This is a genomic window from Arthrobacter sp. 01L42, from assembly GCF_056400005.1.
In genome coordinates, this window is sequence record NZ_JBFTSL010000004.1 from 1 (window position 1) to 14,861 (window position 14,861).

General features: G+C 68.4%; 13 protein-coding genes. 6 read left to right on the forward strand and 7 right to left on the reverse strand.

The genetic code is table 11. The annotated features are described in order from the left end of the window. A partial coding sequence (locus AC1DN2_RS04280) for an HNH endonuclease (RefSeq protein ID WP_476849344.1) occupies positions 1-590 on the forward strand: 590 nt, incomplete at its 5' end. 103 nt (positions 591-693) lie between these two features. On the opposite strand, the gene AC1DN2_RS04285 is transcribed toward AC1DN2_RS04280, so the two are convergent. The 3 genes from AC1DN2_RS04285 to AC1DN2_RS04295 all read right to left on the reverse strand — a co-directional run bounded on the left by AC1DN2_RS04285 (position 694) and on the right by AC1DN2_RS04295 (position 4,415). Beyond that, entirely contained in the window at positions 694-3,240 is a 2,547-nt protein-coding gene (locus AC1DN2_RS04285; protein ID WP_476849345.1) for an MMPL family transporter, read from the reverse strand. Position 3,241: 1 nt separating this feature from the next. Further along, complete coding sequence (locus AC1DN2_RS04290) at positions 3,242-3,943, reverse strand: TetR/AcrR family transcriptional regulator (RefSeq protein ID WP_476849346.1); 702 nt, start codon at positions 3,941-3,943, stop codon at positions 3,242-3,244. Positions 3,944-4,016: 73 nt separating this feature from the next. Further along, positions 4,017-4,415, reverse strand: coding sequence for a YbjQ family protein (locus AC1DN2_RS04295; protein WP_476849347.1), 399 nt, complete (start codon positions 4,413-4,415; stop codon positions 4,017-4,019). A gap of 205 nt (positions 4,416-4,620) precedes the next feature. Between AC1DN2_RS04295 and AC1DN2_RS04300 the strand changes: the two genes are divergently transcribed. Then, positions 4,621-5,175: a Clp protease N-terminal domain-containing protein gene (locus tag AC1DN2_RS04300; RefSeq protein WP_230008431.1), complete on the forward strand. Its 555-nt coding sequence runs from the start codon at positions 4,621-4,623 to the stop codon at positions 5,173-5,175. 103 nt (positions 5,176-5,278) lie between these two features. Here the strand turns inward: AC1DN2_RS04300 and AC1DN2_RS04305 are convergent, their stop codons facing one another. The 4 genes from AC1DN2_RS04305 to AC1DN2_RS04320 form a co-directional block, all read right to left on the reverse strand. Then, complete coding sequence (locus tag AC1DN2_RS04305) at positions 5,279-6,724, reverse strand: dicarboxylate/amino acid:cation symporter (RefSeq protein WP_223914098.1); 1,446 nt, start codon at positions 6,722-6,724, stop codon at positions 5,279-5,281. A 263-nt stretch (positions 6,725-6,987) separates the two neighbouring features. Beyond that, complete coding sequence (locus AC1DN2_RS04310) at positions 6,988-8,688, reverse strand: DUF885 domain-containing protein (protein ID WP_476849348.1); 1,701 nt, start codon at positions 8,686-8,688, stop codon at positions 6,988-6,990. Between the two features lie 120 nt (positions 8,689-8,808). Continuing rightward, a complete protein-coding gene (locus AC1DN2_RS04315; protein WP_476849487.1) occupies positions 8,809-9,042 on the reverse strand; it encodes an acyl-CoA carboxylase subunit epsilon in 234 nt (77 codons plus the stop codon). A 77-nt stretch (positions 9,043-9,119) separates the two neighbouring features. Next, positions 9,120-10,703 (reverse strand): acyl-CoA carboxylase subunit beta, encoded by a 1,584-nt coding sequence (locus tag AC1DN2_RS04320; protein ID WP_476849349.1) that lies wholly within the window; start codon positions 10,701-10,703, stop codon positions 9,120-9,122. A gap of 204 nt (positions 10,704-10,907) precedes the next feature. Between AC1DN2_RS04320 and AC1DN2_RS04325 the strand changes: the two genes are divergently transcribed. The 4 genes from AC1DN2_RS04325 to AC1DN2_RS04340 all read left to right on the forward strand — a co-directional run bounded on the left by AC1DN2_RS04325 (position 10,908) and on the right by AC1DN2_RS04340 (position 14,790). Beyond that, positions 10,908-11,798, forward strand: a complete 891-nt coding sequence (locus AC1DN2_RS04325; protein WP_476849350.1) for an SDR family oxidoreductase — start codon at positions 10,908-10,910, stop codon at positions 11,796-11,798. 185 nt (positions 11,799-11,983) lie between these two features. Beyond that, positions 11,984-12,922 carry a biotin--[acetyl-CoA-carboxylase] ligase gene (locus AC1DN2_RS04330; protein WP_476849351.1) on the forward strand — a complete coding sequence of 313 codons (939 nt, stop codon included), beginning with the start codon at positions 11,984-11,986 and terminating at the stop codon, positions 12,920-12,922. Continuing rightward, positions 12,915-13,514, forward strand: coding sequence for a PH domain-containing protein (locus AC1DN2_RS04335; protein WP_476849352.1), 600 nt, complete (start codon positions 12,915-12,917; stop codon positions 13,512-13,514). The genes AC1DN2_RS04330 and AC1DN2_RS04335 overlap by 8 nt, the downstream gene beginning before the upstream one ends. Then, positions 13,504-14,790 carry an adenylate/guanylate cyclase domain-containing protein gene (locus AC1DN2_RS04340; RefSeq protein ID WP_476849353.1) on the forward strand — a complete coding sequence of 429 codons (1,287 nt, stop codon included), beginning with the start codon at positions 13,504-13,506 and terminating at the stop codon, positions 14,788-14,790. The genes AC1DN2_RS04335 and AC1DN2_RS04340 overlap by 11 nt, the downstream gene beginning before the upstream one ends. The last annotated feature ends 71 nt before the right edge of the window (positions 14,791-14,861 follow it).

Here is a 14,861-nt window from a genome sequence, read left to right on the forward strand (position 1 = left end):
GCAACGCCGAACCCGCCCGGCTCCCCGGCTACGGCACCGTCCCCGCCGCCTGGGCCCGGGAACGCATCGGCGCCGGGACGAACGCCGAGGACCGGAACTTCAACACCTGGCTCCGCCGGCTCTACACCCACCCCGGCACCGGCGAGCTCGTGGGGATGGACTCCCGCGCCCGGCTCTTCCCACCCGGGCACCGCCGCTTCATCCAGGCCAGAGACGACACCTGCCGCACCCCCTACTGCGACGCGCCCATCCGCCACCTGGACCACATCATTCCCTGGCACACCGGCGGCCCGACCACCACGGACAACGCCGCCGGCCTCTGCGAAGCCTGCAACCACACCAAAGAAAACCCCGGCTGGAAAGCACGCCCCAGCCCCGAAGCCGCACCCGGATCCGCCTCGAGCATCGGCGCGAGGCACCCCATCGAACTCACCACCCCCACCGGCCACACGTACCGTTCCACCGCGCCACCCCTGCCCGGATCGCCTGCCGGCGAAGCGAGCGTGGATTCCCGCCGCCAGCGCCGCGACGAGCGCCATCGCGCGAAGACGCTCAAGCGTATGCGGCCCTCAGGCTCACTGGCGGCTTGAGCGTCGAACGGATCTCAAGCTGTCCAGGCTTGCACGCACGAAAAAGCCGCCCGCCGATCAGAATGATCAGCGGGCGGGCTTTAGGGCAACTCGTCGGCGGGCTTTAGCGCGCGCCGATCTCCTCCGGCTCGGGCTCGCTGTCGGCCGAAGCTGAGGCTGAAGCCGCGGGCCGGAGCTTGGCGCCCTCGACGTCGACGTCCGGCAGGATCCGGTCCAGCCAGCGGGGCAGCCACCACGCCTTGTTGCCGAGCAGGTACATCACGGCCGGGACGATCGTCATGCGGACCACAAACGCGTCCACCAGGACACCGAAGGCCATCGCGAAGCCCAGCGGCCGGACCATATTCAGGTGCGAGAATATGAAGCCGGCGAACACGCTGACCATGATGATGGCGGCGGCGGTGACTACGGATGCGGCATGGCTGAAGCCGGTGCGGACCGCATGCCGGGCCGATTCGCCGTGCATGAAGGACTCGCGCATGCCCGAGGTGATGAATACCTGGTAGTCCATGGCCAGCCCGAACAGCACACCGATCAGGATGATTGGCAGGAAGCTCAGCACGGCGCCCGGGTTTTCGACGCCGAACACCGTTCCCAGCCAGCCCCACTGGTAGACCGCGACGACGGCTCCGAAGGCGGCCGCGAGCGAGAGCAGGAACCCGCCCGTGGCCAGCAGCGGCACCACGATGGAGCGGAACACGAGCAACAGCAGGATCAGGGACAGCCCGACGACGATGGCCAGGTACGGGGGCAGGGCATCGCCGAGTTTGGCGGAGACGTCGACGTTGCCGGCGGTCTGTCCCGTGAGGCCGATGCTGACCCCGGTGGATTCCTTGATGCGGTCCTTTTCGGCGCGCAGCTCGGAGACCACCTGGACAGTGCTCGCGCTGGCCGGGCCCTCCCGCGGGATGACCTGGAACACCGCGGTGCGGCGGTCCTCGCTCAGGGCCACCGGAATGGCGGCGGTGACGTTGCCAGTGCCGCGGAGGATGTCGGCGACGTCGAGCTGCTTGGCTGTGGCTTCGTCCGCGCTCAGGCCTGCCGGGAAGTCGCCCACCACCACGATCGGGCCGGTCATGCCTTCGCCGAAGCTGCGGCCGGTGACGTCATAGGCCTTGAACGCCTGCGACTCCACGGGCTCGGACCCGCCGTCGGGCAGCGCGAGCCGCAACTGGCTGGCCGGCAGCGCCACGATGCCCAGCAGCAGGACGCCGGCCAGCAGTGCCAGGACGGGGTGCCGGGTGACGAGTCCACCCCAGCCCTGTTTGCTGCGGCGTTCGTCGCGGGCACGGTCCGCGCTCTCGTGGCCGGGGGCGGCGTTGTGCTTTTCCGCCTTGGCCCAGACCCGGCGGGAGATGAGCCGGGGCCCGATCAGGGACAGCACGGCGGGGGTGAGGGTCAGGGCGACGACGACGGCGACTGCCACCGTTGCGGCGGCGGACAGGCCCATCACGGCCAGGAAGGGGAGGCCCGGGATCACGAGGGCCGCGAGGGCGATGATGACGGTCAGGCCCGCGAACAGCACCGCGTTGCCGGAGGTGCCGGTGGCGAGGGCGACGGATTCCTCGCCGTCCATGCCGGCCAGGAGCTGGCCGCGGTGCCGGTTGACGATGAACAGGGAGTAGTCGATGCCGACGGCGAGGCCCAGCATAAGCGCCAACATCGGGGAGATGGAACTCATGTCGACGGCGCCGCTGAGGGCAAAGGTGCCGCCGACGCCCACCGCCACACCGACCAGGGCCATCAGCAGGGGGAGCCCGGCGGCGATCAGGGTTCCCAGCATGACGATGAGCACCAGCGCCGCGATGGCGATGCCGAGGATCTCCGAGATGCCGAACAGTTCGGAGACGTCCTCTGTGATTTCCTTGCTGGCCAGGGCGGTCACGCCGGCAGAGGAGACTTCGTGGGCGATGTCCTGGACCTGCTGGCGCACGGCGGGGGCCAGCCCGTTGATCGAGGTCTTGAACTGGACCTGGGCGATTGCCGCAGTGCCGTCCTCGGATACGAACCGCATGCCCTGCGAGGCCTCCAACTGGCGTTTGGCCAGGGCGAGCTTGGCCGCGCCGGCCTCGAGTTCCTTGGTCCCGGCGTCGAGCTTCTCCTGGCCCGCGGCGAGGGCAGCCTTCTGCTGGCCAAGCTGGGCGTCGATGGCCTCGGCGGACATGCCGGCCGCGGTCATCTGCTGCTCGGCGGCGGCCAGCTGGGCCTTGCCGGCGGCCAGTCGGGCGGCCGACGCGTCCAGCTGCGCCTGTCCTGCGGATGCCTGCTGCTCGCCGGCGGCAAGGTCCGTGACGGCCTTGTCCAGCTGGGCCTGGGTGGCGAACGGGTCCACGGTGCCCTGAACATCGGGAAGGGCTTTCAGCTTGGTCAGCGCAGCCGAGACCGCGTCCTTGCCGGCCTGCGTGAACTGGCCGTTGTGCGACTCGAACACGATGCCGGCCGAGCCGCCGGAGGACTTGGGCAGCTCCTGCTTCAGCTTGTCCGCCATCTGCTGGGTTTCAGTGCCGGGGATCTGGAAGTTGTTGGACATGGTGCCGTGGAAGGCCGCAGCCGCGCCGCCGACGGCCACCAGGACGGCGAGCCAGAGGGAGATGACGAGCCAGCGGTGGCGGTAGGAGAACTTGCCGAGACGGTAGAGCAACAGGGCCATGTCAGTGCCGATCTGGGGAAGGGGTGGCGGGGGAGTGGGACGCGAATCCGGAGCCGAGGAGGCCCATGGAATCGATCAGGAGCTGGCGCAGGACGGACAGGGACTCGGGGGTCAGGTCGCCGCCGCAGCGGGCAAACCAGACATCCATGGCGGCTTTTCCGCACGAGATGACTGAGCCGGCGAGGGCGCGGAGGTAGAGCTCGTCGACGTCGCCGGCCGCCGTCAGCGCAAAGCGTTCGCGGGCAGCTTCGATGATCTGTTCGGTGCAGTGGTCCCAGGCTTCCAGCTCGGAGCGGCTGAGCTGGGGGTTGGTCTGGCCCAGGCTGTAGAGCTCGGCCACCGGTGCGACGGTCATGGGATCGGCCAGTTCAACGAGGGCTGCGCGGGCCGATTCCAGGATGGGCTCGCCTGCCGGGCGGAGCCGGAACTGCTGAAGTGCCGTGTCCAGGAAACCGAACGTCACCGAGGCGAGCGCCGCCTCGGTGCTGCCGAAGTAGTTGAAGAACGTGCGCCGCGAGATCCCGGCGGCGTCGGCGATGTCCTCCACCGTGAAGTTTCCGGGTCCCCGCGTGCGGAGCAGGTCCATGGCGGCGTCCGTGATGGCCTGCCGGGTAGCGGCCTTGTTCAGTTCGCGGCGCGAGGGGACACCGGGGTCGCCGGATGCGGCGGCGTGGGCCGCGGAGGGGGAGGGCGATGGGGACACGCGCTTACACTACGTGCATGTTTGCACTCTGGGCAAGTATTTTCCAGGGTGGTGGGGCTGGCAGCGTCGGCGCTCAAGGCTTGAGCTGGGCTGCCGCGTCGCCGGAATTGGCCAGGTAGACCGACTGGCCCGTTGCCCCGGGCTCATTCTGAGAGAGCGGAATGGCAAAAACGGCTGTGCCGTAGGCGCAGATCTCCGTCCAGTTCTGCCCGATCGCCGATGTATCGAAGCGCATGGCAACGATGGCGTTGGCGCCGCGCTGCTCGGCCTCGGCCACCATCCGGGCCATGACATCCTGCCGGCTGTCGTAGAGGGCCCTCGTCATTTCCAGCACCTCGCCGCCGCCCAGGGAACGGAAGCCCGCCATGAGCTGGGCCGTGATGTCCCGGGAGCGGACGGTCAGGCCCATGACTTCGCCGAAGACGGCGTCGATCCGGTGGCCCGGGATGTCATTCGAAGTGACGATCAGCATGCCCAGAGCCTATCCACCTTTGCCGCCATTGTGCCCTCTTCTCGCCCGCTGGGCGTCCCTGCCGGATTCACAGGAAAGTGAAAGCTGGGAAACAGCTATCTCTGCTGGGTCAGGTGCAGACTGAAGATGCTCGTGGAGCAGCCTTCCCCGGACGAACCATCAGCTTCAAGCGCCGTCACCGCGCGGCAGATCCAGGAGACAGCAGATGTCACGCACAACGAAAATCGCGCTCGGCCTCGGGGCGGCGGCCGTGGCACTGGGCGCAGGGCTCGGAGTCGCCGGGATGGCCTCCGCCACCACGACGCCGACGCCCGCCCCGACACCCAGCTCGAGTGCTCCCGGGAACAACTTCGCCGACGGCTACGGCATGCGCGGTGGACACCGGGGCCACGGCGGTGCAGAGTTCGGCTCCCGCGCCAAAGAACTCGCCGCCAAGCTCGGCGTCGACGAGGCGAAGGTCACCGACGCCCTGAAGACTTTCCGCGAAGCCAACAGGCCGGCCACCCCGCCGGCCCCAGGGCAGAAGCCGGACCGCGCCGCAATGGAGAAGGCCCTGGCCGCGTCCCTGGCGAAGTCGCTCGGCATCGATGAAGCCAAGGTCACCGCTGCCCTGGAGGAATTGCGTACCGCGGAACAGGCCAATCACGCCGCGGCACTGAAGCCCCGGCTGGACCAGGCCGTCAAGGACGGCACCCTGACCCAGGCAGAAGCGGACGCAGTCACCAAGGCCGCCGAAAAGGGTGTGATCGGCGGACACTAGGCCCGTGCGGACTCGGGCCGAGGCCGGGTAAAGCCGAAGCCGGTAAACCAGAGAAGTCCCCGGGGATTCCCGGGGACTTCTCTGGTGAACACTCGATCTGTTGTTACGCCCTGGCGTCAGCCAGTTCCCGCTCGTCCCGTCCTGCCGCGGGAGTGGCGGCGGCGGAGGGGTCGACGGCGGCGGTGCCATCGACGTCGTCGCTAAACGGATCGCCGTTCCGCGGCGCGTTGTACAGCGTTTCGTCCAGGATGCCCTGGCGCTTGGCCACGATCGCCGGGATCAATGCCTGTCCGGCCACGTTGACGGCGGTGCGTCCCATGTCCAGGATCGGGTCGATGGCCAGCAGCAGGCCGACGCCGGCCAGCGGCAGTCCCAGCGTGGAGAGCGTCAGCGTCAGCATCACGACGGCACCCGTAGTGCCGGCGGTCGCGGCAGAGCCGAGCACGGACACCAGTGCGATCAGCAGGTACTGGGTGAAGTCGAGCTGGATGCCGAAGAACTGGGCCACGAAAATCGCCGCCACGGCCGGGTAGATCGCCGCGCAGCCGTCCATCTTGGTGGTCGCGCCGAGCGGCACGGCGAAGGAGGCGTAGGCGCGGGGGACACCCAGGCTCCGTTCGGTCACGCGCTGGGTCAGCGGCAGGGTGCCGATCGAGGAGCGGGAGACGAAGGCCAGCTGCACAGCCGGCCACACGCCGGAGTAGTACTGCTTGATGGACAGTCCGTGGCTGCGGATCAGCACGGGGTAGACCACGAACAGCACGAGCGCCAGGCCGATGTAGATCGCCACGGTGAACTTGCCGAGCGAGCCGATGGTGTCCCAGCCGTAGACGGCCACGGCGTTGCCGATCAGGCCGATCGTGCCCAGCGGCGCGATCCGGATGATCCACCAGAGGACCTTCTGGATGACGGCGAGGGCGGAGGCGTTCAGGGCCAGGAACGGTTCGGCCGCCTTTCCCACTTTCAGCGCGGCGATGCCGACGGCGATCGCGATCACCAGGATCTGGAGGACGTTGAAGCTCACGGCGGTGGTGGCGACGCCGTCAGTGACGGTGGTGGTCGCGCCGAGGCCCAGGAAGTTCTTCGGGAACAGCCCGGTCAGGAAGGCCCACCAGTCACCGGACTTGCCGGCGTACTTCGCTTCCTGGCTGATGCCGGTTCCGGCGCCGGGCTGCAGCAGCACGCCCAGGCCGATGCCGATCAGCACGGCGATCAGCGAGGTGATCGCGAACCAGAGCAGCGTGTTCCAGGCCAGCCGGGCCGCGTTGGAAACGGCGCGCAGGTTGGAAATTGAGCTGACGACGGCGGTGAAGATCAGGGGGACCACGGCGGTCTGCAGCAGCGAGACGTAGCTCGAGCCGATGGTCTGCAGCGTGGTGCCGAGGGCGTTGGGGTTGGCCTTGGTGCTGCCGGTGTACTTCGCCAGCAGGCCAAGGCCCAGGCCGACGATCAGGGCGGCAATGATCTGGAAGCCGAACGAGCCGGCCCATTTGGGCAGCTGGAACCCGGTCTTTCCAGCGGGTGCGGGGGTGCTTGTCTGAGTGGTCACCGGAACACGCTAGGACCGTTGCCAATAGCATGACGAACGGATGTTGAGAAATGTTACGGCGCCACGGGTGGCCCCGCGTCGCGGAATGCCCGGGATTGCCGCGCCGGCAGGGGCTTTTGTGAAGTTATTCCGCAAGCGGTGTGGTGATTGTCTCGTCGCCGGGCGGCCCGGACCGCCCGGGGAGGCGCGGGATGACGGTTCGCGGCAATGCTCTGGAGAAACACTGCCGCGAACTGCCATCCCGACAGCCCCCGCAACCCGGCTTACCCCAGGAGCGCGCGCTTGAGAGTGTCCAGGCCCACCGAACCGATGTTCAGGGCCTTCGTGTGGAAGGCCTTGAGATCGAAGCCGGGGCGGGATTCCAGCTCTTCCCGGATCTGCTCCCACAGCCGCTGGCCCACCTTGTAGGACGGGGCCTGTCCCGGCCAGCCCAGGTAGCGGGTGAACTCGAACTTCAGCTGCCCCTCGCTGATCGGCAGGTTGGCGCGGAGGAAGTCAAAGCCCTTCTCCGAGGTCCAGATGCCGCTGCCCCAGCGCTCGGGGACTTCGAGTTCCAGGTGCACGCCGATGTCGAACACCACGCGGGCCGCACGCATGCGCTGCATGTCCAGCATGCCCATGTGGTCGCCGGGATCATTGAGGTAGCCGAGCTCCTGCATGAGCTTCTCCGCGTAGAGTGCCCAGCCTTCGCCATGGCCCGAGGTCCAGCACACGCTGCGGCGCCACTTGTTCAGCAGCTCCCGGCGGTAGGTGGCGGTGGCGACCTGGAGGTGGTGGCCGGGCACGCCCTCGTGGTACACGGTGGTGGTTTCGGCCCACGTGGTGAAGGTGTCTTCACCGGCCGGCACGGACCACCACATGCGGCCCGGGCGGCTGAAGTCCTCCGAGGGTCCCGTGTAGTAGATGCCGCCTTCATCGGTGGGCGCGATCCGGCACTCCAGCGTTTTCATGACGTCCGGGATCTCGAAGTGGACGCCGGCGAGCTCCGCGACGGCTTTGTCGGACAGTTCCTGCATCCAGGCCTGGAGGGCGTCAGTGCCCTTGAGCTGGCGGGCGGGATCATTGTTGAGGATCTCTTTGGCTTCCTCCACCGTGGCGCCGGACCGGATTTCGCCTGCCACCCGTTCCTGTTCGGCGATGAGGCGGTCGAGTTCCTGGACACCCCAAGCGTAGGTCTCCTCCAGGTCCACGGTGGCGCCGAGGAAGTCCCGGGAGGCCAGGGCGTAGCGGGTGCGGCCCACAGCGTCCTTGGCCGGGGCGACGGGCAGGAGCTCGGACTCGAGGAAACCTGCGAGCCGGGAGTACGCCACCCGGGCAGCTGCCGCGCCGGCGTCGAGCCGGGACTGCAGTTCCGCCGGGAGTGGGCCGTCCGCGGTCTTGGCGCCGGCGGCGAGCTTGGCGAAGAAGCCGTCGTCCGCGGCGTGCTTGGTGGCCTGCTCGATCACGATCGAAACCTGGCGGGCCGCGGCCACTTTGCCGTCCTGCATCGCCGACCGCAGCGACTCTATATAGCCGTCGATGGCGGCGGTGACATTGTGGGCCCGGCCCGCGATGTGCTCCCACTGTCCGGCGGTATCCGTCGGCATGAGGTCAAAGATCGCGCGGATGTCCTGGGACGGGGAGGCGATGTTGTTCAGATCGGCCGTAGCCCAGCCCGATTCGTGGATTTCCAGCTGCAGGCCCAGCCGCTCGCGCATGGCGTCGAGGGTGACGGCGTCGACGTCGTCAACCGGCTCCAGCCCGTCCAGCGCCGCAAGTGCCTCGCGGGCGGCGGCCGCGAATTCCTCGTGGCCGGCGGGGGAGAAATCCTGGTACTCCGTCTCGTGCCCGGGCAGGCCGAGTTCGGTGGCGAAGCTCGGGTTAAGCCGGATCAGGGTGTCCGTGTAGGCGTCGGCGACGGCGTCAATGGCCGTCTGCTGGCGCGCGGGGGCAGTGTTGTCTGAGGCGATGATTTCGGTAGTCACCCGACGAGACTAGCCCGGCCGCCGCGGTTATGAAAGAGTCACTGAACTTTTTCGCGCGCAACTCTCCCGTGCAGATTTCGGCTGCGGGCAGGCCTTGCCAGGACGCTGAACCGCGTCGGCTCAGCCCAGGCTGCGGCGCCAGGCCTGCGGACCGGGCCTCGGCGCCAGCCGAAGCTGCTGCCGGCGGACCCAGTGCCGGACGCCGGGGTTTTCCGGTGCCGCCTGCTGGGTCTGCCCCAGGGACAGCACGACGGCGGTCAGCGCCGCCAGCTCTTCCGGCGTCGGTTCGCCCTTCACGACTGAGAGAAGCGGCGAGTCGAGGCTGTCGGCGGGTCCTTCTGGCCGTGGGCCCACGCCGGCGAGGGACCCGGCCTGAGCTTGCGAAGGCTGGGAGCCGGTGGGGACTTGCGAGGTTAGGGGGCGGGTGGGGCTCACAGCGGGATGTTCCCGTGCTTCTTGGCGGGCAGGGCTGCCCGCTTGTCCCGGAGGGCGCGCAGGCCCTTGATGATCTGCAGCCGGGTCTCGGACGGTGCGATGACGGCGTCCACGTAGCCGAGCTGGGCGGCCTGGTAGGGGTTGAGCAGCTCTTCCTCGTACTGGCGGATCACCTCGGCGCGCTTGGCCTCGACGTCGCCGCCGTCCTCGGCCACCGCGGCGAGTTCGCGGCGGTACAGGATGTTCACGGCACCCTGGGCGCCCATGACGCCGATCTGGGCGGTGGGCCAGGCCAGGTTGAGGTCCGCGCCGAGCTTCTTGGAGCCCATCACGATGTAGGCCCCGCCGTAGGCCTTGCGGGTGATCACGGTCAGCTTGGGCACGGTGGCCTCGGCATACGCGTAGAGCAGCTTGGCGCCACGGCGGATGATGCCCTGGAACTCCTGGTCCTTGCCCGGCAGGAAGCCCGGCACGTCCACGAGCGTGATGATGGGGATGTTGAAGGCATCGCAGTGCCGGACGAAGCGGGCGGCCTTTTCCGAGGCCGCAATGTCCAGGGTGCCGGCGAACTGCATGGGCTGGTTGGCCACGATGCCAACCGTGTGGCCCTCGACCCGGCCGTAGCCGATGATCACGTTCGGGGCATAGAGGGACTGCATCTCGAGGAAGTGGGCGTCGTCGACAACTTGCTCGATGACCTTGCGCATGTCGTACGGCTGGTTGGCCGAGTCCGGGATCAGCGCGTCCAGGGCGAGGTCGTCGTCGTCGACCTCCAGTTCCTGCTGGTGCTCCAGCACCGGGGCCTCGGCGAGGTTGTTGGAGGGCAGGAAGTCGAGCAGTTCGCGGACGAACTCGACGGCGTCGGCCTCGTCGGAGGCCAGGTAAGTCGAGGTGCCGGTGTTGGCGTTGTGCTGCCGGGCGCCGCCGAGGGTTTCCATGTCCACGTCTTCGCCGGTGACGGTCTTGATGACGTCCGGGCCGGTGATGAACATGTGCGAGGTCTTGTCCACCATGACCACATAGTCGGTCAGGGCGGGGGAGTAGGCCGCGCCGCCGGCGGAGGGGCCCATGATCAGCGAGATCTGCGGGACGACGCCGGAGGCGTGGACGTTGTTGCGGAAGATGTCCGCGAACATCGCCAGGGAGGCGACACCCTCCTGGATGCGGGCACCGCCGCCGTCGAGGATGCCCACCACGGGGCAGCCGTTGCGCAGCGCGAACTCCTGGACCTTGACGATCTTTTCGCCGTTGACCTGGCTCAGCGAGCCACCGTAGACGGAGAAATCCTGGCTGTAGACCGCAACCGGGCGGCCGTCCACCGTGCCGTAGCCGGAGACGAGGCCGTCGCCGAGGGGCTTCTTCTTCTCCATGCCGAAGGCGGTGGAGCGGTGCACGGCCAGCGCATCGAATTCGACGAAGGAGCCGGCGTCCAGCAACAGGTCGATGCGCTCGCGGGCGGTGTTCTTGCCGCGCGCGTGCTGCTTGGCGATCGCTTCCGGGCCGGAGGGCTGTTCGGCACGGGCCTGGCGGTCGCGGAAATCTGCAATCTTTCCCGCAGTCGTGGTCAGATCGTGGCTCATCAAGTTTCTCCGGCTCTGTCGCAAGGTTGTACGGCGCCCGTCGCGTGGGGTCCTTTGGCTGGAATCCACAAAAGCAGGGCTCTGCTGGCAAGTCTAGTGACGGTATTGGCCGGTGCCGCTGTAGGGAACCTACAATTTTCCCGCCGCGAAGCTCCCTCACCACTTTGTTACCCGCCAGTAACATTGGTCGGCTAGAGTGTGGGCATGACTTCAAGCAACGATGCTTCGGGCACCGCCGCAGGGCCGTACCAGGCCGCCGGTTCCCTCCAGGGCCGCACTGTCCTCATCTCCGGGGGCAGCCGTGGCATCGGCCTGGCCATTGCGCTCCGCGCGGCCCGGGACGGCGCCAACATCGTCCTGATGGCCAAGACCGGTCAGCCGCACGCCAGGCTGGAGGGCACCGTGTATACCGCCGCCGAACAGATCGAGGCCGCCGGCGGCCAGGCCCTGCCGCTGGTCGGCGACGTGCGCAACGACGCCGACGTCGCCGGTGCAGTCGGCGCCGCTGTGGACCAATTTGGCGGGATCGACGTCGTCATCAACAATGCGTCGGCGATTGACCTCTCCACCACCGACGACGTGGACATGAAGCGCTACGACCTCATGCAGGACATCAACGTGCGCGGGACGTTCCTGCTCTCGAAGATGGCGCTGCCGGCCCTGCGCGCCTCCGGGGCCGGGCACATCCTCACCCTCTCCCCGCCCCTGAACCTGGATCCGAAGTGGGCCGGCCTGCACCTGGCCTACACCATGGCCAAATACGGCATGAGCCTGACCACGCTGGGGCTGGCCGAGGAACTCAAGGCCGACGGCGTTGCCGTGAACTCACTCTGGCCGTGTACCTTGATCGACACCGCGGCGATCCGCAACATGCCCGGCGGCGACATGATCGTCAAGGGCGCCCGCAGCCCCGAAATCATGGCCGACGCCGCCCACGCCGTGCTGACCGGCGGCAACGCGGTCCCCGCCCACGGCAGCCGGAGCGGTAACTTCTACACCGATGAACAGGTTCTCGCGGCGGCAGGGGTGACGGACTTCAGCCCGTACAGCCTCGGCGCGCCGGAGAACCAGCTCGTCCCGGACATCTTCCTCTGAACTTGCTGGGTGTTTTGCGACCGTCTGCCCCGCGGAATTTCCCCTCATTTGGCGGCCGGGTGCCGGAATCAGCGGTGTGTCCGGCCGACACGCCGGACACCCCGGCCAAAGGTGGGGAGTTTCGGCGGAGGCATGTGAGGCAGACGGCCGGGGCCCCGGTGCGCTTTCCTCGGTAGGATTCAAGGATGGAAATCGCGCAGGAAACCCCGGACCGTCCGCCCCTGGACCTGAGTGCCCTCAGCGATGAGGCGTTCCTGTCCGCGAACGGAATTCCGCGCCTGACGGTGCTTGAGTCCACCGGCTCCACCAACGCTGATCTCCTCCGCGGGGTGACCGAGGATCCCGGCGCGTGGCCGGACCTGTCAGTGCTGACCGCCGAGTACCAGAGCGACGCGCGCGGCCGGCTCGACCGCCGGTGGGAGGCGCCGGCCCGCAGTTCGGTCTCCGTCTCCCTGGTGCTCCTGCCAGTCAACGCGGCCGGCCGGCCGCTGCCGACCCACAGGTACTCCTGGCTCTCCCTCCTGGCCGCCCTCGCCCTGCGTGAGGCCCTGACGGAAACGGCAGGCCTTCCGGCGGAACTCAAATGGCCCAACGACGTCCTGGTCCGGGGCCGGAAAATCGCCGGCATCCTGGCCCAGCTCGGCCCGCTCGGCGCCGGCGGCGCGCCGCCGGTCATCCTCGGCACCGGCCTGAACGTCACGCTGACGGAGCCCGAACTCCCGGTTCCCACCGCCACCTCCGTGCTGCTGGAGAATCCCGACACAGTGGACCGGACGGAGCTCCTGAAGAGCTACCTGTCCCGCTTCGCCACCCTGTACCGGAGTTTCTGCAACGCCGACGGCGACCCCACCGCCGGCATGGCCGGTGGCCCGTCGCTGCACAAACGCGTGGAGCACCTCCTCTCAACCCTCGGCAAGCAGGTCCGGGCCCAACTCCCGGGCGACCACGAGATCATTGGCCATGCCACGCGCCTGGACGAATACGGCTCACTCCTGGTGGTCGATGCCGCGGGCCATGAACATGTGGTGACCGCCGGCGACGTCGTGCACCTGAGGCCGTGGAACCCGGCCGGGACCGGCGGCCAGGGCACCGGCAGCGGCGGAGCAGAAAGCGGCTATGCGTAGAGTGCTCCTGCCGGGAGAGCAAGTGATTGTGGTGACCCGGCCCCAGCCCAGGATGCTCATTGTCCCGGCGCTGATGTTCATTGTTGTTCCGGCTTTGGCCGCGTACGCCTGCGCCTGGGTTGTCAAGGGCGGTCCGGCGCGGCTCGTCCCCCTCGTCCCGAAAGAGTGGACGCCCTGGCTCCTCGCCGTGTGCCTGGCGTTGGCGGCGTGGGTGCTGCTGGGCTATTGCCTCCCGCGGGTCATTGCATGGCATGCTACCCGCTACATCCTCACAAGCCAGCGCATAGTTGCCCGATACGGCATGTTACGGCGGCGCGATGAACAGATACCCCTCGCCGCCGTCCGGCATGTGGCCATTGAGCAATCCTTGTTGCAGCGCCTATTGCACTCCGGGAATATATCCTTGGAGACCGGGTACCCCCTTGGAACGGTGGTCCCCGATGTCCCTGAGGTCGCGACATTCCGTAATTTCCTGCTGGACGCCATCGACGACCTCCCGCAGGGCGAGGCGTCCGGCGCCGATGGCATGACCGACGACCCGGGCGAGGCCTGGCCGTGGGAGACGAGAGAAGGTGGAAGAGATGAACGCTGAGAACGTCCACCAGGACATCGATCTCGCTGCCCCGGATTTGCCCCGGGAGCCCGAGGACGCCGCCGGTTCGGCTGCCGCCGACAGCGACGCCGGGACCGCCTTCGGCGCCGAAGCCGGCGCGCTCATCGAACCCGACGAAGTCGAGCCCGAAGAACCCGCCGAACCTGAACCCGAACCCGACGAAGTCGAGCCCGAAGAACCCGCCGAACCCGTGGCCCCGCCCACCGGCACGATGTCCGCTGAACGGCTCGCCGCCAAGGCCCTGGAAGCGCGGCTGCTGGGCGGAGAACGCAAGCTTCGGCGTCGTGAAGTCGCCGCCGGTGCGGGGCTCTCGCTGCTCTCTGCCCGGAAACTTTGGCGCGCCCTGGGTTTTCCCAACCTCGGGGATGAAGATGTCGCCTTCACCGAGCGTGACCAGGCCGCCCTGTCCACCATCGTGGACCTGGTGCGCGACGGCAAGCTCACCGAGGAAGCCGCAATCTCCATCACCCGGGCCATCGGCCAGATGACCGACCGGATGGTGGTGTGGCAGATCGAGGCCCTCGTGGAGGACATGGTCCAGGAACATGGCGTCACTGACGCCGTCGCCCGCAAGCGGCTCGTCAGCGAGTTGCCGAACCTGATCGACCCCCTCGAGGAGATGCTCGCCTACTCCTGGCGCCGCCAGCTCAACGCCGGTGTGCAGCGCCTGGCCGTCCGGGCCGAAGCCGGGCTGCAGTCCAGCGAAGAGGGCCGTGAAGGCGACGAGGACGATGCGCCCCTGCCGTTGGCCCGGGCGGTCGGCTTCGCCGACCTTGTCTCCTACACCAGCCTGTCCCGCCGGATGAACGAGAAGACGCTCGCCCAGCTGGTGCAGCGCTTCGAGAACAAGTGCGCCGAAATCATCTCGGTCGGCGGCGGCCGGCTGGTCAAGACCGTCGGCGACGAGGTCCTGTACATTGCCGAGACTCCGGCGGCCGGCGCCGAGATTTCCCTGGCCCTGTCCCGCGCCTTCACCGACGACGAGATCCTGCCCCAGGCCCGCGTGGCCATGGTCTGGGGCCGCATCCTCTCCCGCCTCGGCGACATCTACGGACCCACCGTCAACCTCGCCGCCCGCCTGACGGCTCTCGCGGACCCTGGAACCGTGCTGGTGGATTCGATGACCGCGGCCGCGCTGGAGCAGGACGAACGCTTCGTCCTGGTGCCCCGGCCGGCCGAGGACGTCCGCGGGTTCGGTGAAATCCACCCGGTGCAGCTGCAGCCCGGCAGCGGCCGGGGCCTGATCCTGGACTGAACGCCGGATCAGCCCGGCGGCAGGCCGTGGCGGGCTTCTCAGCTGAGCGGCGCATATGCAATAGTCGGACC

Bases quoted from the DNA above. Each gene is read 5' to 3' on its own strand.
- AC1DN2_RS04335 (WP_476849352.1), top strand. From the start codon at position 12,915: ATGCGTAGAGTGCTCCTGCCGGGAGAGCAAGTGATTGTGGTGACCCGG.
- AC1DN2_RS04300 (WP_230008431.1), top strand. From the start codon at position 4,621: ATGTCACGCACAACGAAAATCGCGCTCGGCCTCGGGGCGGCGGCCGTG.
- AC1DN2_RS04285 (WP_476849345.1), bottom strand. From the start codon at position 3,240: ATGGCCCTGTTGCTCTACCGTCTCGGCAAGTTCTCCTACCGCCACCGC.
- AC1DN2_RS04295 (WP_476849347.1), bottom strand. From the start codon at position 4,415: ATGCTGATCGTCACTTCGAATGACATCCCGGGCCACCGGATCGACGCC.
- AC1DN2_RS04340 (WP_476849353.1), top strand. From the start codon at position 13,504: ATGAACGCTGAGAACGTCCACCAGGACATCGATCTCGCTGCCCCGGAT.
- AC1DN2_RS04330 (WP_476849351.1), top strand. From the start codon at position 11,984: ATGGAAATCGCGCAGGAAACCCCGGACCGTCCGCCCCTGGACCTGAGT.
- AC1DN2_RS04320 (WP_476849349.1), bottom strand. From the start codon at position 10,703: ATGAGCCACGATCTGACCACGACTGCGGGAAAGATTGCAGATTTCCGC.
- AC1DN2_RS04325 (WP_476849350.1), top strand. From the start codon at position 10,908: ATGACTTCAAGCAACGATGCTTCGGGCACCGCCGCAGGGCCGTACCAG.